At 63.6% G+C, this 22,465-nt stretch carries 22 protein-coding genes; 13 read left to right on the top strand and 9 right to left on the bottom strand.

Annotation, left to right across the window (positions count from 1 at the left end; all coding sequences use genetic code 11):
- Nucleotides 1–73: 73 nt before the first annotated feature.
- Nucleotides 74–1,216, bottom strand: coding sequence for a benzoate/H(+) symporter BenE family transporter (locus AC0L2D_RS11360; RefSeq protein WP_275953213.1), 1,143 nt, complete (start codon nt 1,214–1,216; stop codon nt 74–76).
- Nucleotides 1,216–1,986, bottom strand: coding sequence for an alpha/beta hydrolase (locus tag AC0L2D_RS11355; RefSeq protein WP_473541065.1), 771 nt, complete (start codon nt 1,984–1,986; stop codon nt 1,216–1,218). The genes AC0L2D_RS11360 and AC0L2D_RS11355 overlap by 1 nt, the downstream gene beginning before the upstream one ends.
- A gap of 220 nt (nt 1,987–2,206) precedes the next feature.
- On the opposite strand from AC0L2D_RS11355, the gene infC reads away from it, so the two are divergent.
- The 8 genes from infC (at nt 2,207) to AC0L2D_RS11315 (ending at nt 9,152) form a co-directional block, all read left to right on the top strand.
- On the top strand, nt 2,207–2,743 hold the full coding sequence (infC, locus tag AC0L2D_RS11350; RefSeq protein ID WP_013528312.1) for a translation initiation factor IF-3: 537 nt from the start codon (nt 2,207–2,209) through the stop codon (nt 2,741–2,743).
- 163 nt (nt 2,744–2,906) lie between these two features.
- On the top strand, nt 2,907–3,554 hold the full coding sequence (locus AC0L2D_RS11345; protein ID WP_013528311.1) for a methyltransferase family protein: 648 nt from the start codon (nt 2,907–2,909) through the stop codon (nt 3,552–3,554).
- 181 nt (nt 3,555–3,735) lie between these two features.
- Complete coding sequence (rpmI, locus tag AC0L2D_RS11340) at nt 3,736–3,939, top strand: 50S ribosomal protein L35 (RefSeq protein WP_006201248.1); 204 nt, start codon at nt 3,736–3,738, stop codon at nt 3,937–3,939.
- Nucleotides 3,940–4,032: 93 nt separating this feature from the next.
- Nucleotides 4,033–4,434, top strand: a complete 402-nt coding sequence (gene rplT, locus AC0L2D_RS11335) for a 50S ribosomal protein L20 (RefSeq protein ID WP_013528310.1) — start codon at nt 4,033–4,035, stop codon at nt 4,432–4,434.
- A 153-nt stretch (nt 4,435–4,587) separates the two neighbouring features.
- Nucleotides 4,588–5,685, top strand: a complete 1,098-nt coding sequence (gene pheS, locus AC0L2D_RS11330) for a phenylalanine--tRNA ligase subunit alpha (RefSeq protein ID WP_013528309.1) — start codon at nt 4,588–4,590, stop codon at nt 5,683–5,685.
- Nucleotides 5,682–6,104 carry a GFA family protein gene (locus AC0L2D_RS11325; RefSeq protein WP_013528308.1) on the top strand — a complete coding sequence of 141 codons (423 nt, stop codon included), beginning with the start codon at nt 5,682–5,684 and terminating at the stop codon, nt 6,102–6,104. Before pheS ends, AC0L2D_RS11325 begins: the two co-directional genes overlap by 4 nt.
- On the top strand, nt 6,101–8,509 hold the full coding sequence (gene pheT, locus AC0L2D_RS11320) for a phenylalanine--tRNA ligase subunit beta (protein WP_275953209.1): 2,409 nt from the start codon (nt 6,101–6,103) through the stop codon (nt 8,507–8,509). The genes AC0L2D_RS11325 and pheT overlap by 4 nt, the downstream gene beginning before the upstream one ends.
- Before the next feature lie 40 nt (nt 8,510–8,549).
- Nucleotides 8,550–9,152 (top strand): nucleotidyltransferase family protein, encoded by a 603-nt coding sequence (locus tag AC0L2D_RS11315; protein WP_027161016.1) that lies wholly within the window; start codon nt 8,550–8,552, stop codon nt 9,150–9,152.
- 110 nt (nt 9,153–9,262) lie between these two features.
- On the opposite strand, the gene AC0L2D_RS11310 is transcribed toward AC0L2D_RS11315, so the two are convergent.
- Nucleotides 9,263–10,258, bottom strand: coding sequence for an aldo/keto reductase (locus tag AC0L2D_RS11310; RefSeq protein WP_275953207.1), 996 nt, complete (start codon nt 10,256–10,258; stop codon nt 9,263–9,265).
- A gap of 96 nt (nt 10,259–10,354) precedes the next feature.
- Between AC0L2D_RS11310 and AC0L2D_RS11305 the strand changes: the two genes are divergently transcribed.
- The 5 genes from AC0L2D_RS11305 to AC0L2D_RS11285 all read left to right on the top strand — a co-directional run bounded on the left by AC0L2D_RS11305 (nt 10,355) and on the right by AC0L2D_RS11285 (nt 15,509).
- Entirely contained in the window at nt 10,355–11,245 is an 891-nt protein-coding gene (locus AC0L2D_RS11305; protein ID WP_224675075.1) for a LysR family transcriptional regulator, read from the top strand.
- Between the two features lie 291 nt (nt 11,246–11,536).
- A complete protein-coding gene (locus tag AC0L2D_RS11300; RefSeq protein WP_473541063.1) occupies nt 11,537–12,109 on the top strand; it encodes a cytochrome b in 573 nt (190 codons plus the stop codon).
- A 69-nt stretch (nt 12,110–12,178) separates the two neighbouring features.
- Entirely contained in the window at nt 12,179–12,754 is a 576-nt protein-coding gene (locus AC0L2D_RS11295) for a YceI family protein (RefSeq protein WP_013528302.1), read from the top strand.
- A 68-nt stretch (nt 12,755–12,822) separates the two neighbouring features.
- Nucleotides 12,823–13,809 carry a Gfo/Idh/MocA family protein gene (locus AC0L2D_RS11290; protein ID WP_063169794.1) on the top strand — a complete coding sequence of 329 codons (987 nt, stop codon included), beginning with the start codon at nt 12,823–12,825 and terminating at the stop codon, nt 13,807–13,809.
- A gap of 41 nt (nt 13,810–13,850) precedes the next feature.
- The gene (locus AC0L2D_RS11285) at nt 13,851–15,509 is read left to right on the top strand and encodes an FAD-binding dehydrogenase (RefSeq protein WP_473541062.1); all 1,659 of its coding nucleotides are present in this window, start codon (nt 13,851–13,853) and stop codon (nt 15,507–15,509) included.
- A gap of 35 nt (nt 15,510–15,544) precedes the next feature.
- Here the strand turns inward: AC0L2D_RS11285 and AC0L2D_RS11280 are convergent, their stop codons facing one another.
- From AC0L2D_RS11280 to AC0L2D_RS11255, 6 genes are all read right to left on the bottom strand, one after another.
- Entirely contained in the window at nt 15,545–16,483 is a 939-nt protein-coding gene (locus AC0L2D_RS11280) for an alpha/beta hydrolase (protein ID WP_473541061.1), read from the bottom strand.
- Between the two features lie 217 nt (nt 16,484–16,700).
- Nucleotides 16,701–17,483, bottom strand: a complete 783-nt coding sequence (locus AC0L2D_RS11275; protein ID WP_013528298.1) for a carnitinyl-CoA dehydratase — start codon at nt 17,481–17,483, stop codon at nt 16,701–16,703.
- Nucleotides 17,476–19,554: an acetate--CoA ligase family protein gene (locus tag AC0L2D_RS11270; RefSeq protein WP_013528297.1), complete on the bottom strand. Its 2,079-nt coding sequence runs from the start codon at nt 19,552–19,554 to the stop codon at nt 17,476–17,478. Before AC0L2D_RS11270 ends, AC0L2D_RS11275 begins: the two co-directional genes overlap by 8 nt.
- Nucleotides 19,555–19,557: 3 nt before the next feature.
- The gene (locus AC0L2D_RS11265; RefSeq protein ID WP_224675071.1) at nt 19,558–20,721 is read right to left on the bottom strand and encodes an acyl-CoA dehydrogenase family protein; all 1,164 of its coding nucleotides are present in this window, start codon (nt 20,719–20,721) and stop codon (nt 19,558–19,560) included.
- 4 nt (nt 20,722–20,725) lie between these two features.
- A complete protein-coding gene (locus AC0L2D_RS11260) occupies nt 20,726–21,829 on the bottom strand; it encodes a carnitine 3-dehydrogenase (RefSeq protein WP_024501970.1) in 1,104 nt (367 codons plus the stop codon).
- On the bottom strand, nt 21,826–22,455 hold the full coding sequence (locus AC0L2D_RS11255; protein ID WP_063169799.1) for an HD domain-containing protein: 630 nt from the start codon (nt 22,453–22,455) through the stop codon (nt 21,826–21,828). The genes AC0L2D_RS11260 and AC0L2D_RS11255 overlap by 4 nt, the downstream gene beginning before the upstream one ends.
- Between the last annotated feature and the right edge of the window lie 10 nt (nt 22,456–22,465).

Raw genomic sequence — 22,465 nt, 5'->3', positions numbered from 1 at the left:
GGAATCGAAATGGGAAGAGAAAAACGGCGATTCAAGACAATGTCCGCCAAATCCGGACAAGCATCTGAAATGTTTATCGCTTTTTGATCATATCGAGGAAAAGCACGACCAGCCCGGCAACCAGGCCCCAGAATGCGGCGCCAACGCCGAACAACGTCAGACCCGACGCGGTGACGACAAAGGTGACGGTGGCGGCCATGCGATCCGCCTCTTCCTTCAGCGCGATAGACAGCGCGTTGGCGAGGGAAGCCATCAGCGCCAGGCCCGCCACCAGCACGATCAGGCTCTGTGGCAGCACCGCGAAGATCGCCACCAGCGAAGCGCCGAAAATCGCAAAGATGAGATAGGCGAGCGCATAGAACGGCCCGGTCTTCCAGCGCTCGGCGGGGTCGGGGTGGACGTCCGGCCCGGTGCAGATCGCGGCCGAGATCGCCGCCAGATTTGTGGTCGAGCCGCCGAACGGCGCCGACAGCAGCGAAAACAGGCCGGTGACGCCGATCAGCGGGCCGGGCTCCGGATGGTAGCCGGCGGCGCGCAGCACGGCGAGGCCGGACAGGTTCTGCGAAGCCATGGTGACGAGATAGAGCGGCAGTGCCAGCCCGATCATCGCCTTGGCGGTGAAATCAGGCGCAATCAGCGTCAGCGTCGACAGTTCCGGTGTCGGCAGGCCGCCGACACGGCCGGTGAGGAAAGCGGCAAGGCCACCGCCGATCAGCACCGCCAGCACCGACAGCGCCGGGTTGAACAGCCGGATGACGAAGAAGGCTGCAATCAGCGGCAGGATCAGCCACGGGTCGATGGGAATGGTCTTCACCGCATTGAGCGCGAAGGTGACGACGATACCGGCCAGCATGCCCGAGGCGACGGAAGGCGGTATTCTCGAGATCAGCTTCGTCAGGGGCCGAAACAGCCCGGTGGCGATCAGAAGGACGCCGGTGACGATGAAGGCGGCGACGGCCTCACCCATCGAAAAGCCGCTCGATGCCGCGATCAGCGCCAGGCCCGGTGTCGACCAGGCGGTGATGACCGGCATTTTCGTGCGCCATGACAGCCACAGGCTCTCGATCGCCATGGCCAGGCAGATCGTCGTCACCCAGCTTGCCGTCTCGATCTGCGTCGCGCCGACTGCGTTGGCGGCGGCGATGACGATGGCCAGCGTGCCGCCGAAGCCGACGATCGCCGCGACGAAGGCGGATATCGGAATGGAAAGGCGCATCAGTTTCCCCTCTGCGCCATCGCATCGACGGCCCGCACCAGCATGTCGAGATCCTGCGGTCGCGACAGGCGATGGTCGCCGTCAGGGATCAGCGACAGGGTCACGTCGTCGGCGGGCAGCAGGCTGACCAGCTTCAGTGCATGGCTTGCCGGCACATCCGCATCGGCCAGGCCCTGCAGGATATGCACCGGGCAATGGGTGTCGATCGGGCCTGTCATTGTCAGGTTGTCGCGCCCGTCCTCGATCAGGGCGCGGGTGTAGATGTAGGGTTCCGTGGAATAGTCCGACGGCTCTTCGAAGAAACCTTTTTTGGCGAGATCGCGCTTCTGCGCCTTGGTCAGCACCGGTTCGATCAGTTCAGCGGTAAAATCCGGTGCCGGCGCCAGCAGCACCAGGCCGGCGACGTTGCTGTCATCAGCCTTGCGCAATTCCTGCACCATGCGCAGCGCGATCCAGGCGCCCATCGAGGAGCCGACCAGGATCTGTTTGCCCTTGGTGAAATGCCGGAACACGGCAAGGCTTTGTGCAAGCCATGTCGAAATCGTGCCGTCGGCAAAGGCGCCGCCGGATTCGCCATGGCCGGAATAATCGTGGCGCAGAAAGGCGCGGCCTTCTTTTGCCGCCCAGCCCGACAGCGTCTGCGCCTTCGCGCCCAGCATGTCCGACTTGTAGCCGCCGAGCCAGACGATGCCGGGCGCAGAGCCAGCAGTATGGCGCACCGCGATGCGCGATCCGTCGACATCCATAAAGACGGGGGGCGTTGCGGTCATGGCTTTTTCCTCAGGCCCTCTTCTGGCGCGGGATTCTTGTGGCACGGTCGGTGGCGTGGCGAAAAGTGCTCACTATGTTCTTTGTTTGGTGCAGGGCAGCGATCAGGGTGATTTTCTGTCAATGCTGTGCTATTGACTCCGCCCGCGCGCTCACCACATTGGCGCGTCCATGCATCAACACTGACAAATCCTGAACGAAACGGCCAAGGAGACCACGACCATTCGCAGACCTTTCAAAGCAGCGGCGCCGACCAAGGATGGCCCGCGCTCCAACCGTGACATCCGGGTTCCCCGGGTCCAGCTTATCGACGCCGAAGGCCAGAACCGCGGCGATGTTTCCATCAACGACGCATTGCTGCTGGCCGAAGAGGCCGGGCTCGATCTCGTCGAGATATCGCCCAACGCGGTGCCCCCCGTCGTCAAGATCCTTGATCTCGGCAAGTTGAAATACGCCAACCAGAAGAAGGCGGCCGAGGCGCGCAAGAACCAGAAGGTCATCGAGATCAAGGAGATCAAGATGCGCCCGAACATCGACAGCCATGACTACGAGACCAAGATGAAGGCGGTTCGCCGCTTCTTCGAGGAAGGCGACAAGGTCAAGCTGACGCTGCGGTTCCGTGGCCGCGAGATGGCGCATATGGAACTCGGCATGCAGCTTCTGAACAAGGTCCGCGAGGAAGTGGCGACGATTGCCAAGGTCGAAGCGGAACCGAAGCTCGAAGGCCGCCAGATGATGATGGTGCTGTCGCCGCGCTAAGATCTGCATCGGCGCGTATCTAGGATCACGATGACGTCAGGCTTGGCCATCGCGCTTAAATCCGCCTGAATCACATCGCAAGGCGTCCCGGCGATCGGCGGGACGCCTTCTTCTTGTTCAGACGCTGCGATCGCCGGCAAAATTCCTGACGATCGGATTCACTATGGTCGATGAAGTCAAGGTTTCGGACGTGGACTTCAAACACGGGCTGGGCAATTACCAGCATATGCGCCGGATAGTGCTTGCCGTTCTCGTGGTCGTGCTGTTTGCAGCATTGCTATTTGGCCAATCGACGTTTCCGCCCGACACAGCCGTGCACGAGACGATCGAAATGTTCGGCGTGCTGCTGATTTTCCTCGGCATCGTGGGCCGCCTTTGGGCGACACTCTACATAGGCGGGCGCAAATCGTCCGAGGTGGTGACTGGCGGGCCTTACTCGATCACTCGCAACCCGCTCTATGTGTTCTCGACCGTAGCCGCAGCCGGTGTCGGCGCGCAGATCGGTTCGTTCTCCGGTATCATCCTCTTCGGGCTTTTGTGCGCGGGGGCGTTCCATATCGTCATCCTGCGCGAGGAGAAGTTCCTCAAGGAAGCGCTCGGCGCGCCGTATCAGGCCTATCTGGCGCGGGTGCCGCGCTTCTTCCCAAAACTGTCGCTCTACCAGGAGGGCGATACCGGAAACTTCAAGCCGCGCCTGCTGTTGACCACGCTGCTCGACGGCCTGGTGTTTCTGATCGCGCTGCCGGCCTTCGAATTGATCGACGGCGCCCAGCTGTCAGGCATGTTGCCGGTCTGGTTCACGCTGCCCTGACGAGGACACAGCGCCGCATCTCCACAGGTGTTGCGCGCGGGCCGTCTTTGACGTATAGCACCGCCGTTCAAGAAAACCGCCCGGCAGGGCATGCCGTGGCGGTTTCATTTGCTTTTCGGGCTTTGGTCGGCCTGAAGCGAACAAGAAGCGCGATAGTGCGCCAACAATACGGAGTAGCAAAATGCCCAAGATGAAGACCAAATCGGCCGCCAAGAAGCGGTTCAAGATCACAGGTACGGGTAAAGTCCTGTCGGCTGCGGCCGGCAAGCGTCACGGCATGATCAAGCGTTCCAACAAGTTCATTCGAAATGCCCGCGGCACGATGGTTCTGGCTGAACCGGATGGCAAGAAGGTCATCAAGAATTTTCTGCCGAACGGCCTCTAAGGCATTCGGTCCGGACACGCATTTGTTTTACGCAATTCCGAACGGAAAACCGCAAGGCACTTTTCCTGGAATTGCTTTTAAGGAGATCATGACATGGCACGCGTAAAAAGAGGCGTCACTTCGCACGCCAAGCACAAGAAGGTCCTGAAAGCCGCGAAAGGCTTCTACGGCCGCCGCAAGAACACCATCCGCATCGCCAAGCAGGCGGTGGAAAAGTCGCTGCAATACGCTTACCGCGACCGCAAGAACCGCAAGCGCTCCTTCCGCGCGCTGTGGATCCAGCGTATCAACGCCGCGACCCACGAGCATGGCCTGACCTATGGCCGCTTCATCGACGGCCTCAACAAGTCGGGCATCGAGATCGATCGCAAGATCCTGTCGGACATGGCCATCCACGAGCCGCAGGCTTTCGCGGCCCTGGTCGCCAAGGCCAAGGTGGCGCTCGAATATCTGAAGAACACCACGCCGAACGCTTTTGAAAGCGCTGTCGCCTAAGACCAGCGCTTCCCAAGCATTCGCAATTCTGATTTGGGGAACCCGCGCTGGCACGGCTGGCGCGGGTTTTTCTTTTGCCTGATCCTTGGAGTGATTTCACTTTAGGAGTGACTTTCACTTTGAGGCCGACCTCCCAACGCAGCGAGTTTGACCGTGAACGACGCAACCACTGGCCTGGATACGCTTGAAAACTCACTTCTGGCCGAGATCGCCTCGGCCGCCGATGAGCCGGCCATCGAGGCCGTGCGCATCGCTGCTTTCGGTAAGAAGGGCAGCGTGTCCGAGATGCTGAAGACACTTGGCGCCATGACCGCCGAGGAGCGCCAGATCAAAGGCCCAGCCATCAACGGCCTCAAGAACCGCGTCACCGACGCGCTGACTGCCCGCAAGGCTGAGCTCAAGGATGTGGCGATCACCGCCCGCCTCGCCGCCGAAAAGGTCGACGTGACGCTGCCGGTGCGGCAGTCGCCGGCCGAGCGCGGCCGTATCCATCCGATCAGCCAGGTCATCGACGAGATTGCTGCGATCTTCGGCGACCTCGGGTTTTCCATCGCGGAAGGTCCCGACATCGAGACCGACTATTACAATTTCACCGCGCTGAATTTCCCCGAAGGCCATCCGGCGCGCGAGATGCACGACACCTTCTTCTTCCAGCCGGACGAGAAGGGCGAGCGCAAGCTTTTGCGCACGCACACTTCGCCGGTGCAGATCCGCACCATGGAAACGAAGAAGCCGCCGATCCGCATCGTCATACCTGGCAAGACGTACCGGCAGGATTCGGACGCCACCCACTCGCCGATGTTCCATCAGGTCGAGGGGCTGGTGATCGACAAGACCGCCAACGTTGCCAACATGAAATGGGTGCTGGAGGAGTTCTGCAAGGCCTTCTTCGAGGTGCCGCAGGTCAAGATGCGCTTCCGGCCGTCCTTCTTCCCGTTCACCGAGCCAAGCCTCGAGGTTGACATCCAGTGCGATCGCTCGCGGCCCGGCGAAGTGCGCTTCGGCGAAGGCTCCGATTGGATGGAGATCCTCGGCTGTGGCATGGTGCATCCCAACGTGCTGCGCCATGGCGGTCTCGATCCGGACGAATATCAGGGTTTTGCCTGGGGCATGGGCATCGACCGCATCGCCATGCTGAAATACGGCATGCCGGACCTGCGCGCCTTCTTCGATGCAGACGTGCGCTGGCTGTCGCATTACGGCTTCCGGCCGCTCGACATGCCGACTTTGTTCGGAGGCCTGAGCGCATGACAGCGCCCTATGCCGGCGGCTGCCGCTGCGGCGCCGTGCGGTTCGAGGCCTCTGCCGAACCGCATCACGTCAGCTACTGCCATTGCGGCGATTGCCGGCGGGCCAGCGGCGCGCCGGTGTCGGCCTTTGTCGGCTTCCTGGTCGATCAGGTCGCGTTCACCGGCAAGGCGCTGAAGATGTATGAGAACGGCCCGGTGACGCGCTCTTTCTGCGGCACCTGCGGCTCACCCATCGCCTATGTCGACGAGCGGCTGGAAGAAGACATCTACTTCATGCTCGGCGCCATGGACATGCCGGCCGATTTCCAGCCGACGCTGCATGCCTATATCGGCGAGCAGCTTGCCTTCCTGCATATGTCCGACGACCTGCCGAGACATCTGAAATCAAGCGTCAAAAGACCAGACGGAACAGTCCCATGAAATTCACCCTCTCCTGGCTCAAGGACCACCTCGAGACCGACGCCACGCTCGACGAGATCGTCGAGCGGCTGACTTCGATCGGTCTCGAAGTCGAGCATGTCGACGACAAGTCGAGCCTGAAACCATTCGTCATCGCCAGGGTGCTGACGGCGGTTCAGCATCCCGATGCCGACCGGCTGCGCGTGCTGACCGTCGACACCGGCGACGGCAAGCCTCCGGTGCAGGTCGTTTGCGGCGCGCCAAACGCTCGCGCGGGCCTGATCGGCGCCTTTGCCGCGCCCGGCACCTATGTGCCCGGCATCGACGTAACGCTGACGGTCGGCAAGATCAGGGGCGTCGAAAGCCACGGGATGATGTGTTCCGAGCGCGAGCTGGAGCTGTCCGACGAACACAATGGCATCATCGACCTGCCTGAGGATGCGCCGGTCGGCACCAGCTTCGCCGCCTATGCGCACATCGACGATCCGGTCATCGAGATCAACTTGACGCCGAACCGGCCGGATGCCACCAGCGTCTACGGCATCGCCAGGGATCTGGCGGCGAGCGGGCTTGGCCGCCTCGTCGGCGGCGCCATCATGCCGCATGTCGGCAATGGCATGTGTCCGGTCAAGGTGACGATCGAAGCGCCGGAGCTTTGCCCCGGCTTCGCGCTCAACTTGGTCAAGGGCGTCAAGAATGGACCCTCGCCAAAATGGCTGCAGCAGCGGCTGATCGCCATTGGGCTGAGACCCATCAGCGCACTGGTCGACATCACCAACTACGTCACCTTCGACCGCGGCCGCCCGCTGCATGTGTTCGACGCCAGCAAGGTTGCCGGCAATCTCGTCGTGCGCCGCGCGCGCGATGGCGAAAAGGTGCAGGCGCTCGACGGCCGCGAATACACGCTGACGCCGGAAATGTGCGTCATCGCAGATGACAACGGCGTCGAGTCGATCGCCGGCATTATGGGCGGCGAGCATTCGGGCTGCGACGAGAACACCTCAGATGTGCTGATCGAATCCGCCCTTTGGGATACGATCACCACGGCGCGCACCGGCCGCACGCTCGGCATCATCACCGATGCGCGCTACCGCTTCGAGCGCGGCGTCGACCCCGAATTCATGGTTCCGGGCGTCGAACTGGCAACGAAACTGGTGCTCGATTTCTGCGGCGGCACGCCGACCGAAATGGAGGTCGTCGGTTATGCCGGTCACACGCCGAAGATCGTTTCCTTCCCGCTTTCGGAAGTGAAGCGGCTGACCGGCATCGAGGTTCCCAGCGCGGAAAGCCTCGACATCCTGTCGCGCCTCGGCTTCAAGCCGGAGGGCTCGGGCGATGTCGTCGATGTCGCCGTGCCGTCCTGGCGCCCCGACGTCGATGGCAAGGCAGACCTGGTCGAGGAGGTCATGCGCATCCACGGTGTCGACAACATCGCGCCGCAGCCGCTCGGTGCGCATGACGCGGTCAATGCAAAGATCCTCACCACGCTGCAGGTCCGTACCCGCACGGCCAAGCGCGCGCTTGCCGTGCGCGGCATGATGGAAGCCGTTACCTGGTCGTTCATTCCGGCCAAGCACGCCGAGCTGTTCGGCGGCGGCCAGACCGCGCTGAAGCTCGCCAACCCGATCGCCGCCGACATGTCCGACATGCGGCCCTCACTGCTGCCGGGGCTGATCGCGGCTGCCCAGCGCAATGCCGACAAGGGTATTGGCGACGTGGCGCTGTTCGAAGTGTCGGGCACCTATGAGGGCGACGGCGCCGACCAGCAGCGGCGCGTCGCCGCCGGCGTGCGCCGCGGCACCGCCAAGCTCGACGGTTCCGGCCGCAACTGGGCCGGCAATTCCGGCCCGGTCGGCGTGTTCGACGCCAAGGCCGATGCGATCGCCGCACTTGAAGCCTGCGGTGCGCCTGTCGACCGGCTGCAGATCGAGGCCGGCGGCCCGGCCTGGTATCATCCCGGCCGTTCCGGCACGATCAAGCTCGGCCCGAAAACCGTACTCGGCACTTTCGGTGAATTCCATCCGAAGACGCTGGAGGGCCTCGATGTTTCCGGCCCGCTGTGCGGCTTCGAGGTCTTCGTCGATGCCGTGCCTGAACCGAAGGCCAAGCCGACGAAAACCAAGCCGAAACTGGAACTGTCGCCCTTCCAGGCGGTCAAGCGCGATTTCGCTTTCGTCGTCGACAAGTCGGTCGAGGCCGGCACGCTGGTGCGCGCAGCGCTCGCCGCCGACAAGAAGCTCATCACCGCCGTCTCGGTCTTCGATATTTTCGAAGGCGCTTCGCTGGGCGAGGGCAAAAAATCGATCGCCATCGAAGTGTCGATCCAGCCGGTCGAAAAGACGCTCACCGACGAGGATTTCGAGGCGTTGGCCAAGCGCATCATCGAGAATGTCGGCAAGCAGACCGGGGGCGTTCTGCGGGGCTAAAAAACTTGCGAGCAGATGGCGAATCGCCCTCCAAAGGGCGATGGACCATCTGCGGTATTCCGGCCTTCCCCTTGAAGAACAGCGCGCGGCGTTTCTCGCCATCGTGTCTGCCGACCCGCTGTTATGCGACGCGGTGGCGCGGGCTCGCACGCTCGACCTGCCGGACTGGCTGGTGGTATCCGGCGCTCTCTACAACAGCATCTGGAACCACCTGACCGGCAAACCGTCGGGCTACGGCATCAAGGATGTTGATCTTTTCTACTTCGATGACAGCGACCTGTCCTATGAGGCCGAGGACGCGGTGATCCGCCGGGCGGAGAAGCATTTCGAGGGGCTGGCGTTGCCGGTCGAGGTGCGCAACCAGGCGCGGGTGCATCTGTGGTATCCGCAGAAGTTCGGACGGCCGTGCCCGCGCTATTCGAGCGCCAGCGAATCCGTCAGCCATTTTGCCTCGAAGACGCACGCCGTCGGGGTTCGATACGACGCTGACGGGCAGCTCGAGATCGTGGCACCGTTTGGTCTTGACGACATTTTCTCGTTTCGCATCACGCCGAACCGGGTGATGGACAATCAGCGCACGCATGAGGCGAAGGGTAAGCGTGCAAGGGAGAACTGGCCGGAGATTAGTGTCGAGCCTTGGTAAAAATGTCGGCAGGGCAGAGGGGGGCGCTTCACGTCAGCGTCCCCACCTTCTGCACCGCGCTGCGTACGAAAAAGGGGCGCGCGGCGCCCCTTCCGATTACTCACCAGTTTTCAACCATTGACCAGCGTCAGCTCCTTCTCCGCATAGCGCCTACCGACCACCTTGTCGGGCGACAGCGCGTCACCAATCGCCTGCACCTCGACCGCGCTCAGCGCGATCCCGGCAGCCGCCGCATTCTGCTCCAGATGGCGTATCCTTCTTGCGCCGGGGATCGGCACGATGAAATCGCCCTGGTGCAGCACCCAGGCCAGCGCCAGTTGGGCCGAAGTTACCCCCTTTTCAGCTGCCAGCTTTTCCAGCGTCGCGATGACAGCGGCGTTGGCTTCCATCGCCTCGGCCTGGAAGCGCGGCAAGGTCCGGCGCCAGTCGTCGTCGCTCAGCGCCTCGGGCTTGGCGATCGTGCCGGTCAGCAGGCCACGGCCGAGCGGGCTGTAGGGAACAAAACCGATGCCGAGTTCGCGGCAGACGGCGAACACCTCGTCTTCCGGGTCGCGGCTCCACAGCGAATATTCGCTCTGCACGGCAGCAATTGGATGCACGGCATGGGCCCGGCGGATGGTCGCCGCACTCGCCTCCGACAGGCCGAGCGCGCGCACCTTGCCCTCGCGCACCAGCTCGGCCATGGCACCGACCGTGTCCTCGATCGGCACGTTGGGGTCGACACGGTGCTGGTAGTAGAGGTCGATCACATCCGTGCCGAGCCGCTTCAGCGACGCCTCGGCGACCGCCTTGACGTGCTTGGGGCGGCTGTCGACGCCGGCCATGCGGTCGAGGCCTGTACCTTCCTCCAAAATCCTGAAGCCGAATTTTGTCGCGATCGTCACCTTGTCACGCGCGGACTTCAGCGCCTTGCCGAGCAGGATCTCGTTCTCGAACGGGCCATAGACCTCCGCCGTGTCGAAGAAATTGACGCCGATATCGATGGCGCGGTGCAGCGTGGCGATTGCGTCGGCTTCCGCCTGGCCGCCATAGGCGAAGCTCATGCCCATGCAGCCGAGGCCGACGGGATAGACGTTCAATTCAGTTCCTAGCTTGCGGGTTTGCATAACGCGTCTCCTTGTTGCGATGCGGCAGAAATAGCGCCTTGCCTTGTGTTCGATAATCGGCTCTCATTTGCACGGGCTGTTCTAAAAGATAGATCAATGAATCGCGCGCATCTTTCCCAACTGGCCGTGCTGGCAACCGTTGCCCAATGCGGCAGCTTTCGCGGCGCGGCCAGGGAATTGGCCATCGCGCCTTCGGCGGTCAGCCATGCGGTGTCCAGCCTAGAGGCGCGGCTTGGCGTTCGGCTGCTGGCGCGCAGCACACGCAGCGTCGCGCCGACCGAAGAAGGTGCGCAGTTGCTGGAACGGCTGCGACCGGCGCTGTCGGAGATCGATCTGGCGCTGGAGACGGCAATCGAGACACGCGACCGGCCGGCCGGCAATCTGCGCCTGACCGTGCCGCGCACCGCAGCCCATTTGGCGCTGACGCCACGGCTGGGCGCCTTTGCGTCGGCCTATCCCGATATCGTGCTGGAGATCGTCATCGAGGACCGTTTCACCGACGTGGTGGAAGGGGGCTTCGATGCTGGCGTCAGGCTAGGCGAGAGCCTGCAGCGCGACATGATCGCGGTGCGCATCGGGCCGGACCTTCGCGGCGCGGTGGTCGGCGCCCCGGTCTATTTCGAGGTCAACCCCAAGCCGCGTCACCCGCGCGACCTGGCTGACCACCGCTGCATCCGCTTCCGCTTCTCCAGCGGCATCCTCTACCGCTGGGAGTTCGAGAAAGGCCGCGAGGCGATCGAGATGGCGGTGGAGGGACCGCTGATCCTCGACGAGGACCACTTGATCGCCCAGGCGGCGGTCGACGGCGCTGGGCTCGCCTTCGTCTTTGAGGATTATGTCCGCGCGCCGCTCGCCGACGGCAGGCTGATCCGTGTGCTGGAGGACTGGTGCCCCTCCTTCGACGGCTTCTTCGTCTATTATCCGAGCCGCCGGCAAATGCGCCCGGCGCTCCGGGCGTTTGTCGATTTCTTCAAGGTGAGTGGATAGAGCGGGCTCGCCCCTCCCCTTGTGGCCCTCCGGAGGGAGAGGAAGGGCACCGGCTGTGATAAGCTCGCGCCTTTCGTCTCCCTCCGGAGGGCCCTGATGGGAGTCCGAAGGACGGGCGAGATCGGCGGCTCGCCCCGATAGGTCGGCTGAGGGACGGGGTGGGTAGCGCCCTACGAGACCCCCACCCCGCCTCGCAAAAGCCGCTTCGCGGCATTTGCTGCGCGCCCCTCCCCACAAGGGGGAGGGTGAAGCGCGCTGGAAGAAAGCCGAACCAACATTCGTTCACTCCCCATGCAAACATCGATCACCAACAGCGCCACCCGCTATGGCTGGGGCGCGATCCTTCTCCACTGGCTGATTGCGCTCATTTTCATCGGCCAGTTCGGGCTCGGCTTCGTCATGGTGCGGCTGACCAGCCAGCGCACCGCCTTCGAGCTGATCCAACTGCACAAATCTCTCGGCTTCCTGCTGCTCGGGCTTGTGTTGCTGCGCATCGCCTGGCGTCTTGGCAATGCAACGCCGGCGCTGCCGCGCTCGGTCGGAACCCTGGAGCGTCGGGCAGCACCGTTGGCCCATCTTGCGCTCTACGCGTTTCAGCTTGCCTTGCCCTTGTCCGGCTGGGCGCTGGTGTCGGTCTCGATGCTGGAGATCCCCAGCCTGCCATTCAACCTGTTCGTCATGCCGAACCTGCCGCTGGCCGAATCGGATGGTGCCGAGAGCTTCTGGGCGGCGGCACATTGGTATCTCGCCTATGCCGGCATGACGCTTGTGGCTCTCCACGTCGCGGCGGCGCTGCGGCATCATTTCCAGCTCAGGGATGGCGTGCTCACGCGCATGGTCACGCCTTCGTCAGATTCGGAATAGAGCGAGCGGTTCATTCGTTCATGAAGTGAGGGCGCAAGAAATGCGCTGCCTCCAACAAGGAACATCCTCATGTACACGCGCATCCTCGGATTTGCGGCGGTCGCCGCTTGCCTTGCCATGCCTGTTTCTGCGGCCGTCGCGCTGGGTGACGCCGCCGGCAGCTATTCGATCAGCCCGGCCAGTTCCAGCATCCGCTTCTCCATCGGCAAGGTCGGCGGCGGCGGCCTCAATGGCACCTTCGCCCGCTTCAAGGGCTCGATCCGCATCGACAACAGCGATGTCGGGCGCTCAGCTGTCAATTTCACCATTTTTCCCGAAAGCGTCGGCACCGGCCAGGGCCGTATCGATGCCTTCCTGCGCTCCGACGCGGTGTTTGATGCCGCCAACAGCCCGGAAATCCAGTTCCGCTCTACCAGCGTGACCCGAACCAGCGACACCACGGCCCTGGTCAGCGGCCGGCTGACGGCGCGCGGCAAGACGTTCCCGGAAAAATTCACGGCCGAGCTCGGCGGTCTCAAGGCCGGCATGATCAAATTCCATGTCACCGGCAAGGTGCTGAGGTCGCGCTACGGCATGGATGTCGGCACGCCGATCTATTCCAACATCGTCGACTTCGACATGACGCTGACCGGCAAAAGGGGCTGACCTCGTCATTGGCTTTTCCGGCGATTTCGGGCAAACCTCGTCGCCTGTAATCGTGATGGAGAAGCCTGATGTTCCGATGGGGTGTGTTGTCGACGGCCAAGATCGGCCGCGAGCATTTGTTGCCGGCGATGGTCGAGGCGGAGAATGGCGTGCTGTCGGCGATCGCCAGCCGCGACCTGTCGAAGGCCAAGGCGCTGGCCGACCGCTTCGGTGCACGCCATGCCTTCGGCTCCTATGAGGAACTGCTCGCCTCGAAAGAAGTAGACGGCGTCTACATCCCGCTGCCGACCTCGCAGCATGTCGAGTGGTCGGCCAAGGCCATCGAAGCCGGCAAGCATGTGCTGGTCGAAAAGCCGCTGGCGCTCGACGCCAAGGACATCCTGCCGCTGATCAAGCTGCGCGACCAGAAAAAGGTGCTGGTCTGCGAAGCCTTCATGGTCATCTACCACCCGCAATGGATCAAGGTGCGCGAGCTCATCGCCAGCGGCGCCATCGGCCGGCTGCGCCATGTGCAGGGCGCGTTCTCCTACTACAACGTCGACCCCAGCAACATGCGCAACCAGCTCGACCTCGGCGGCGGCGCGCTGCCCGACATCGGCGTTTACCCGACCGTGTCGACGCGCTTTTCCACCGGCAAGGAGCCGCTGCGCGTGCAGGCGACGATCGAGCGCGACAAGACATTCGGCACCGACATCTACTCCTCGATCCGTGCCGATTTCGGTGACTTCGAGCTGTCGTTCTATCTGTCGACGCAGATGGCGGCGCGCCAGGTGATGGTGTTCCATGGCGAGAAGGGTTTCATCGAGTTGTTCTCGCCTTTCAATGCCGGCCTCTACGACCATCACCGTGTCGAACTGCACAACCAGAACCACACCGAGGCGCAGGTTTTCCGCTTTCCCGGCACGCAGCAGTACCGGCTGGAGGTCGAGACCTTCGCGCGCGCGGCACAGGGCGGCAAGGAGCGCGTCTTCACGCTGGAGGAATCGGTGCTCAACCAGAAAGTCATCGACGCCATCTTCCGCGCCGGCGGCAAAGAAGGCTGGGAGACCGTCTGAATTCCTCGCATTGAAATAGCCGGCTAATTCTGGGAGGAAAAATGGCTGACGATGCGGACGTGATCATTGTCGGCGCCGGCCTTGCAGGGCTGGTTGCCGCCGCCGAGCTTGCCGAGGCCGGCAAGAAAATCATCATCGTCGACCAGGAGCCGGAGCAGTCGCTCGGCGGCCAGGCATTCTGGTCGTTCGGCGGCCTTTTCCTCGTAGATTCGCCCGAGCAGCGGCGCATGCGCATCCGCGATTCGCATGACCTGGCGCTGGAAGACTGGCTGGGCACCGCGGCTTTCGATCGGCCCGAGGATTTCTGGCCGCGCAAATGGGCGGAAGCCTATGTCGGCTTTGCCGCCGGCGAAAAACGCTCCTGGCTGATACAGCGCGGCCTGAAATTCTTTCCCGTGGTCGGTTGGGCCGAGCGAGGCGGCGGCAATGCCATCGGCCACGGCAATTCGGTACCGCGCTTCCACATCACCTGGGGCACGGGCCCCGGCGTTCTCGAACCTTTCGTACAGCGCGTGCGCGAGGCGCAGAAGCGCGGACTGATCAGTTTCAAATTCCGCCATCGGGTCGATGAATTGACCCGCACGGGTGCGACTGTCGACGGGGTGCGCGGCGACATCCTGCAACCGAGCACCGCCGAGCGCGGCCACAAGAGTTCGCGCGAAATATCAGGAGATTTCGAGCTTCGCGCGCAAGCCGTGATCGTCGCTTCCGGCGGCATCGGCGCCAACCATCAGCTTGTACGGGAAAACTGGCCGCAGCGGCTGGGCGCGGCGCCCAAGCGCATGATCACCGGCGTGCCCGACCATGTCGACGGCCGCATGCTGGCGATCACGGAACAGGCCGGCGGTTCGATCATCAACCGCGACCGCATGTGGCACTATGTCGAGGGCATCAAGAACTGGGCGCCGATCTGGACCGACCATGCGATACGCATCCTGCCCGGCCCATCATCGCTGTGGCTCGATGCGCGCGGCAAGCGCCTGCCGGTGCCGCTCTATCCCGGCTTCGACACTCTGGGCACGCTCTCCCACATCATGAGCACCGGCTTCGACTATTCCTGGTTCATCCTGACCAAGAAGATCATCCAGAAGGAGTTCGCGCTGTCGGGCTCCGAGCAGAACCCCGATCTGACCGGCAAGAGCTGGCGCCAGGTGCTCGGCCGCGCCACATCGGGCATTCCGGGCCCCGTCAAGGCGTTCATGGAAAAGGGCGAAGACTTCATCGTCGAGGCCGATTTGCCGGCGCTGGTCGCGCGCATGAACGCGCTGGCCGGCGGCGAGGCGCTGCTTGGGGTGGCTCAAGTCGAGCGCGAGATCCGCGCCCGCGATAGGCAGCTCGACAACCCGTTCTCCAAGGATATGCAGATCACCGCTCTGCGCGGCGCGCGCGCCTATCTCGGCGACCGGCTGATCCGCACGGCCAAGCCGCACAAGATGCTCGATCCGGCAAATGGCCCGCTGATCGCGGTGCGGCTCAACATCCTGACCCGCAAGACGCTGGGCGGCCTGCAGACCGATCTCGACAGCCGCGTGCTGGGGGCAGATGGCCAGCCGGTAGCCGGGCTTTATGCCGTCGGCGAAGCCGCCGGTTTCGGCGGCGGCGGCGTGCATGGCTATGCGGCGCTCGAAGGCACCTTCCTCGGCGGCTGCATCTTTTCCGGCCGCAGCGCCGGCCGGGCAGCGGCTGCCTCGGTGGCGTGATGGGGCGCCACTTGGTCCTCAGAGTTTGGCCGCGATCACCAGCGCCAGTCGCCCCGTCCAAGCGCGGTCACCGCACCGACGATCCGGGTGAAGCTGGTGCGGGCGCGGCCAACCGTGTGCCGGGCTCTGAGATAGCCGTGAACCAATCCCGGCTCCTCGAACCACGTCGCGTGGCCACCTGCCGTGATGATCAGGTCGCGATAGGTCTCGCCATCCGATGACAGCGGGTCGCATTCGGCGGTGATCAGCACTGTCGGCGGCAAGTTGGAGAAATCGGTGTCGGCAAGCGGGGCCAGCGTCGCATCGCCGCTACGGTCTTGCCCTCCAGTGCGAATGTGCTTGTAGAATTCGAGATCGCGCACGGTCAGCATCGGCGCTTCGGCGTGCTTGACATAGGAGCCTTTCGAGCGGTTTCCGCCGAGGCCGGGATAGATCAGCACCTGGCCGACCGGCCTTTTCGAATGGCCGCGCGTGGCGTGACTGACGGCGGCGCAGAGATTGCCGCCGGCGCTGTCGCCGCAGAGCACGATAGGATGATCGCGATTGGCGGCGGCCCATTCGAAGGCGCTCATGGCATCGTCGAAGGCGGCTGGATGCAAATGTTCCGGCGCCAGCCGGTAATCTACGGAGACCACCTCATAGCCTGTGCGCGAGCACAGCTCCGCGCAAACATCGTCATGGCTGTCCAGCCCACCAAGGATGAAGCCACCGCCATGGACATAGAGCACCGTCACGGCTGCCTGAAGTGTGCTTCGGTAGATGCGGATCGGGATGTCATGCGTCGGCGTTGCAATGGCGGAGGTCTCGACAGCGACGCCCTCGGGGTAGCCGGCAAAGAATTCCCGGCACATGCGGTCGTAAATCTCGCGCTGCTGCACGATCGTGTAGTCGATCGTATCGGGCGGGTAATAGGAATTGGTGCGCTCGATGAAGGCCCAGGTCTCGGCGTCGATGAGCTTGATGTAGTCGGTCATGGGTGCTGGAGAGGCGGCCAAGGCTGAGCCTGGGCGCCCCCCTCTGTCCTGCCGGACATCTCCCCCTCAAGGGGGGAGATCGGATGTTGCGAAGGCTTTCGCCAACCTTCGGCGTCGCAAGAAGACTGCAGAGATCGAAGCTGCCAATCTCCCCCCTTGAGGGGGAGATGTCCGGCAGGGCAGAGGGGGGTAAGCGCCGTCATTTCGGCAACAATCCTTACTTCCCCTTCCACACCGGCTCCCGCTTCTCCGCAAAAGCCCGAAAACCCTCCATATTGTCCTCGGAGCCATAGAGCGCATCGACCGTCGGCAATTGCCGGCGGGTCACCTTGTTCATGGCGTCCTGGAAGGTCAGCGCCTCGGCCACGCGCGCCGTCTCCTTGATCGCGGCAAACACCAGCGGTGGGCCGCCTGCGAGCAGCCGGGCGATCTCCCAGACGCGATCTTCCAGCTTTTCCTTGGGCAGCACTTCGTTGACCAAGCCCCAGCGATGCGCTTCAGCGACATCCATCCAGCGGCCGGTGAGCAGAAGGTCCATGGCGACATGATAGGGGATGCGCTTCGGCAGCTTGATCGTCGCCGCGTCGGCCAGCGTGCCGGCTCGGATCTCGGGCAGCGCGAAGGAGGAATGATCGGAGGCGTAGATGAGGTCGCAGGACAGCGCCAGCTCGAAGCCGCCGCCGACCGCCATGCCGTTGACGCACGCGATGATCGGCTTGTTGAGGTCGCGCAGCTCCTGCAGGCCGGCAAAGCCGCCGACGCCATAGTCGCCGTCGACCGCATCGCCGCCGGCAGCTGCTTTGAGGTCCCAGCCCGCGCAGAAGAACTTGTCGCCAGCGGTCTTGACGATGGCGACGCGCAATTCCGGATCGTCTCGGAACGCCTTGAAGGTCTCGCCCATCAGCCGCGAGGTCTTCAGGTCGATGGCGTTGGCCTTGGGCCGGTCGAGGGTGACTTCGAGGATGGTGCCCTCGCGGCGGGTCGAAATGACGTCAGACATTCTTGTTCTCTCCCAGCACCAGCAGCGCGTCGGCGATCCAGGCGCCCTTGCCCTCTGCACAGACGATCAGCGGGTTGATGTCCAGTTCTTCGATCTCACCGGCATTCTGCTGCACGAAGGCGGCAATGCCAGAGATAGCATCGATGGCAGCCGCGACATCGGCCTTCGGCCGGCCGCGATAGCCTTCGAGCAGCGGGAACAGTTTCAGGCCGCGCAGCGCCGCCTCGATATCGTCGCGGGTCGCCGGCAGCATCAGCGTGACGCTGTCGCGCAACAGCTCGACCAGCACGCCACCAGTGCCGAGCGTCATCACCGCGCCGAACATCGGATCGCGGGTGAAGCCGACGATGAGTTCGGCAACACCGTCGCGCACCATGCGCTCGACATAGAGCCCGGTGCCGAGCGGCAACAGGTCATGCGCTGCGGTGCTGACGGATTCGGCATCCCTGAGATTGAGCCTGACAGCGCCAACTTCGGATTTGTGGGTGACGCCGAGCGCCTTCAACGCGACGGGAAAGCCGAGCGCCATGGACGAAATCACCGCTTCGACGGCATTGGCGGCGCGCTCGCCCTTCGGCACCGGCAGGCCGGCTTTGATCAGCCGTGACTTCGCCTCGGCTTCGTCGGGCGTGACGTGGTCCCCGCCAGAGGCGCCGGAGGCCGACGTGTCGATCGGCTGCGCCTGCGGTTCAGCCCAAGCCCAGCCGATGAAGGCTGCTGCGCCGGCTGCATCCATCGCTTCCGAAATGCCGAACAACGGCACCATGCCGCGCGCCATCAGTTCGGCGGTGTATTCCTCCGGCAGGTTCTCCGGCAGCGAGGAGACGATCGCACCATGCGCCTTGTTGGTCTTGAGCGCCGATTCGAAAGCGCGCAACGTCGCCCACCAGTCGGTGACCGAGCAGCGGTCGGGTCGCGGAAAATCGAGCACCAGCATGTTGAGGTCGAAACCGCCCGACACCATGGCGGTGAAGGTGGCGGTCATCGCCGGCTCGTTGTTCCAGATGAAGGTGTGATAGTCCAAGGGATTGGCGACCGCGACCAGCGGCCCGAGCGTCGATTTGACATGGGCGCGATGGCTGTCGGTCAGCACAGGGAAATTGACCCAGCGGCCTTCGGCGCTGTCGGCCATGACGGAGGCCTCGCCGCCGGAGCAGCTCATCGACGACAGCCTATAGCCGGGCAAAGGTCCGGTGATGTGCAGCAGCTTCAGCGCCTCGATGAAGGCGGGGATTGAATCGACACGCGCAATGCCGAGCCGCCGCAGGAACGCACCCGAGGCCGCGTCCGAGCCGGCGAGCGACGCGGTATGCGAGACAGTCGCTTGCCTGGCCTGTTCGGAACGGCCGACCTTCATGGCGATGATCGGCTTCTTCAGCTCGCGGGCTCGTGCCGCCAGCCGTTCGAAGCCGGCTACCGAATCGAAGGCCTCGATGTGCAGGCCGAGCGACGTGACGCGCTCATCCTCGATCAGGCCGAGCGCCATTTCGGATAGGCCGGTCTGCGCCTGGTTGCCGGCGGTCATCAGGAAGGCGATCGGCAGGCCGCGCTTCTGCATGGTCATGTTGATGGCGATGTTGGAGGACTGGGTGATGATGGCGACGCCCTTGCCGCCCTCGGCCAGTCTTATGCCGCCATGCTGGTCGGGCCACAGCAGCGCGCCGTCGGCATAATTGATCAGGCCGTAGCAATTCGGCCCGATGATCGGCATCTGGCCGGCCGCCGCGACCAGCTCGGCCTGCAGCCGCTCGCCATCATCGTCATAGGCCTCGGTTTCGAGGAAGCCGGCGGCAAAGCAGACGGCGCCGCCGGCGCCGCGTTCGGCCAGCGCCTTGATCACCTCGATGGTCAAATGCCGGTTGACGCCGACAAAGGCAGCATCCGGCGCGCCGGGCAGGTCAGCCACCGAACGATAGGCCTTGCGACCGGCAACCTCGTCCTTGGTCGGATGCACCGGCCAGATCTCGCCGGCAAAACCCATCTTGATCGATTGCGCGACGACGGCTGCAGCCTGCGCGCCGCCGAAGACGGCGATCGATTTAGGCCGCAGGAGACGCTCCAGTTTATGCATATGTTATGCCCCGAACGGGCGCAGCAGCGCCCTCGAAATGATGTGGCGCTGGATCTCGGACGTGCCTTCCCAGATGCGTTCGACGCGCGCGTCGCGCCAGATGCGCTCCAGCGGCAGATCGTCCATCAGCCCCATGCCGCCATGGATCTGGATCGCTTCATCGGCAACGTACGCGAGCATTTCGGTGGCCTTCAGCTTGGCCATGGCCATGTCCTGGTCGGTGACGGTGCCCTGATCGTACTTCCAGCCGGCTTCGAACACCATCAGGTCGGCGGCCTTCAATTCGGTCGCCATGTCGGCAAGCTTGAACGATACGCCCTGGAACTTGCCAATCTGCTGGCCGAACTGCTGGCGTTGCGCGGCGTATTCGACGGCATGGCCAAGCGCACGCTCGGCGCGACCGAGGCAGGTGGCGCCGACCTGCAGCCGGGTGGCGCCGAGCCAGGAATTGGCGACGTCGAACCCCTTATGGACTTCGCCCAACACTTGGGCGGCGGGCAGCCGGCAATCGTCGAATTCGAGGATGGCGTTGGTGTAGCCGCGATGCGAGACGTTGCGGTAACCGTCACGGACGGTGAAGCCTTTGGTGCCCTTATCGACGAAGAAGGCGGTGATCTTCTTGCGTTTGCCGCGCGGCGAATCCTCTTCGCCTGAGGCCATGAAAACGATGGCAAAGTCGGCGAGGTCGGCGTGGGAGATAAAATGCTTGGTGCCGTTCAGCACCCAGTCGTCACCGTCCTGCACGGCGGTTGCCTTCATGCCACGCAAATCGGAGCCGGCGCCCGGCTCGGTCATCGCCAGGCAGTCCCATTTCTCACCACGGATGCAGGGGAACAGATATTTCTCGCGTTGCTCGGGCGTGCCGGCCAGGAGGATGTTGGAGGGGCGCGCCACGCAGGTCCAGTGCAGCGCGTAATTGGCGCGGCCGAGTTCCTTCTCGTAGAGCAGCCAGGTCACCGTATCGAGGCCCGCTCCGCCGACATCTGCCGGCATGTTGGCGGCATAGAGCCCGGCCTCGATCGCCTTTACCTTGATCTCTTCGATCAGGTCGCGGCGCAGCACGCCGGTGCGCTCGACCTCGCGCTCATGCGGGTAAAGCTCGTTCTCGACGAACGCGCGCGTCGTCTCGACGATGAGCTTCTGTTCCTCCGACAGCCCGAAATCCATGCTCTCAGCCTTTCTTCTTGCCGGTCTTTTTCTTCGGCTTTTCGGCTTTCTTGACCGGTTTCAAGGCTTTGGCCTTCTCGGCCGCCTTGGAGGCCATGGGCTTCTTCGCCGCCAGCTTGGCCAGCTGCCTGGTATAGTCCTTGTGCAGCGCGCCGGCGCCCCAGCCCTTGCCTTTGTTTTGTTTCGACAGCGCATCCATGATGGCGACCAGATTGTCGTCGCGGATCTTTTCCAGCTCGCGGATCGACAGGCCATGCGCCTGTTCGTCCGACTGCGTGGCGATCAGGTCGACCAGTTCGTCGTTGAACTCAGGCACGTCCATCAGCTTGGTCCATGGCCATTTCAGGCACGGCCCGAACTGCGCCATGAAGTGGCGCATGCCGGCCTCGCCGCCGGCGACGCGATAGACCTGGAACATGCCCATCTGCGCCCAGCGCAGGCCGAAGCCGTAGCGCATGATGTCGTCGAGTTCCTCGACCGTGCAGATGCCGTCCTTGATCAGCCACAGCGCCTCGCGCCATGCCGCTTCGAGCAGGCGGTCACCGACGAAGGCCTCGATCTCCTTGCGGATGACGACAGGCTTCATGCCGATCGAGGCATACATCTCCTTGGCGACCTCGATCGCCTCGGGGAAGGTCTGCTCGCCACCGACGATCTCCACCAGCGGCAGGAGATAGACCGGATTGAACGGATGGCCGACGACCAGCCGCTCCGGATGCTTCTTCATCGCCACCTGCATGTCGGTCGGCTTGATGCCGGAAGTCGAGGAGCCGACAATCGCGTTGGCCGGCGCGTGAGCGTCGATCTCGGCCAGCACGCGGTGTTTCAGGTCGAGCCGCTCCGGCACGCTCTCCTGGATGAAATCGGCATCGGCGACCGCTTCGGCGATGGTCTTGGCGAAGGTCAGCTTGCCCTCTTTCGGCAGGCCGCCGGGCACCATCTGCTTATAGGCGCGGCGCGCGCCCTTCATCACTTCGCCGACCTTGCGCGACGCCTCGGGATCGGGATCGAAGATCGACACGTCGATGCCGTTGAGCAGCAGGCGCGCCACCCAGCCGGCGCCGATGACGCCGCCGCCGATGGCGGCTGCCTTGTTGATGATGCTCATGCTGAAGCTCCGGTTCTTGTCGCGGCGGTTGCGGGATCGATGAGGGGTACGCGCTCGCCGGCTCGGATCACCGAGGGATCGTAGGCCTTGCGGGCAAAGACTTCGAGCACGAAGGGCCGGAAGAATTCCATCGACAGCGTGTCATAGTCGGGGTCGAAGCTGGGCTGGTCCCAGCGTTCGCAAAACTGGTCGCAATCGTCGAAATAAGCATGGCCGGCAAAGCGGTCGCGGGCGTGGCGGTTGCCGCCGAGATGATGGGCATAATAGAGCCGCTGGAAGTCGCCATGCTTTTCCACCACCCAAGTGCATTGCTCGCGCACGAAAGGTTTCAGGATCGAAGCGGCATATTCGTCGTGATTGTAAGGCGCATAGATGTCGCCGATGTCGTGCAGCAGCGCGCAAGCGATCCAGTCGGTGTCTGCGCCGTCGCGCCAGGCACGTGTCGCTGCCTGCAGCGAATGGCCGAGCCGGGTGATCTTGTAGCCGGAAAGACCCGCGTCGAGCTGCACCAGCGCGTCGAGCAGCCGCTCGCCGGTCCTGGCCGCATAGTCGATTTCATGCGCGGTCAGGAACTCGTAGTCGTCCCGGTCGCCATCCTTCATCGCGGTGAATTTTACGGTAGTCATGCCGACCCTC

This window comes from Mesorhizobium sp. WSM4833, assembly GCF_055811095.1.
The sequence above is the reverse complement of the archived record's forward strand: the minus strand, read 5'-3'. Positions and strand labels throughout refer to the sequence as shown.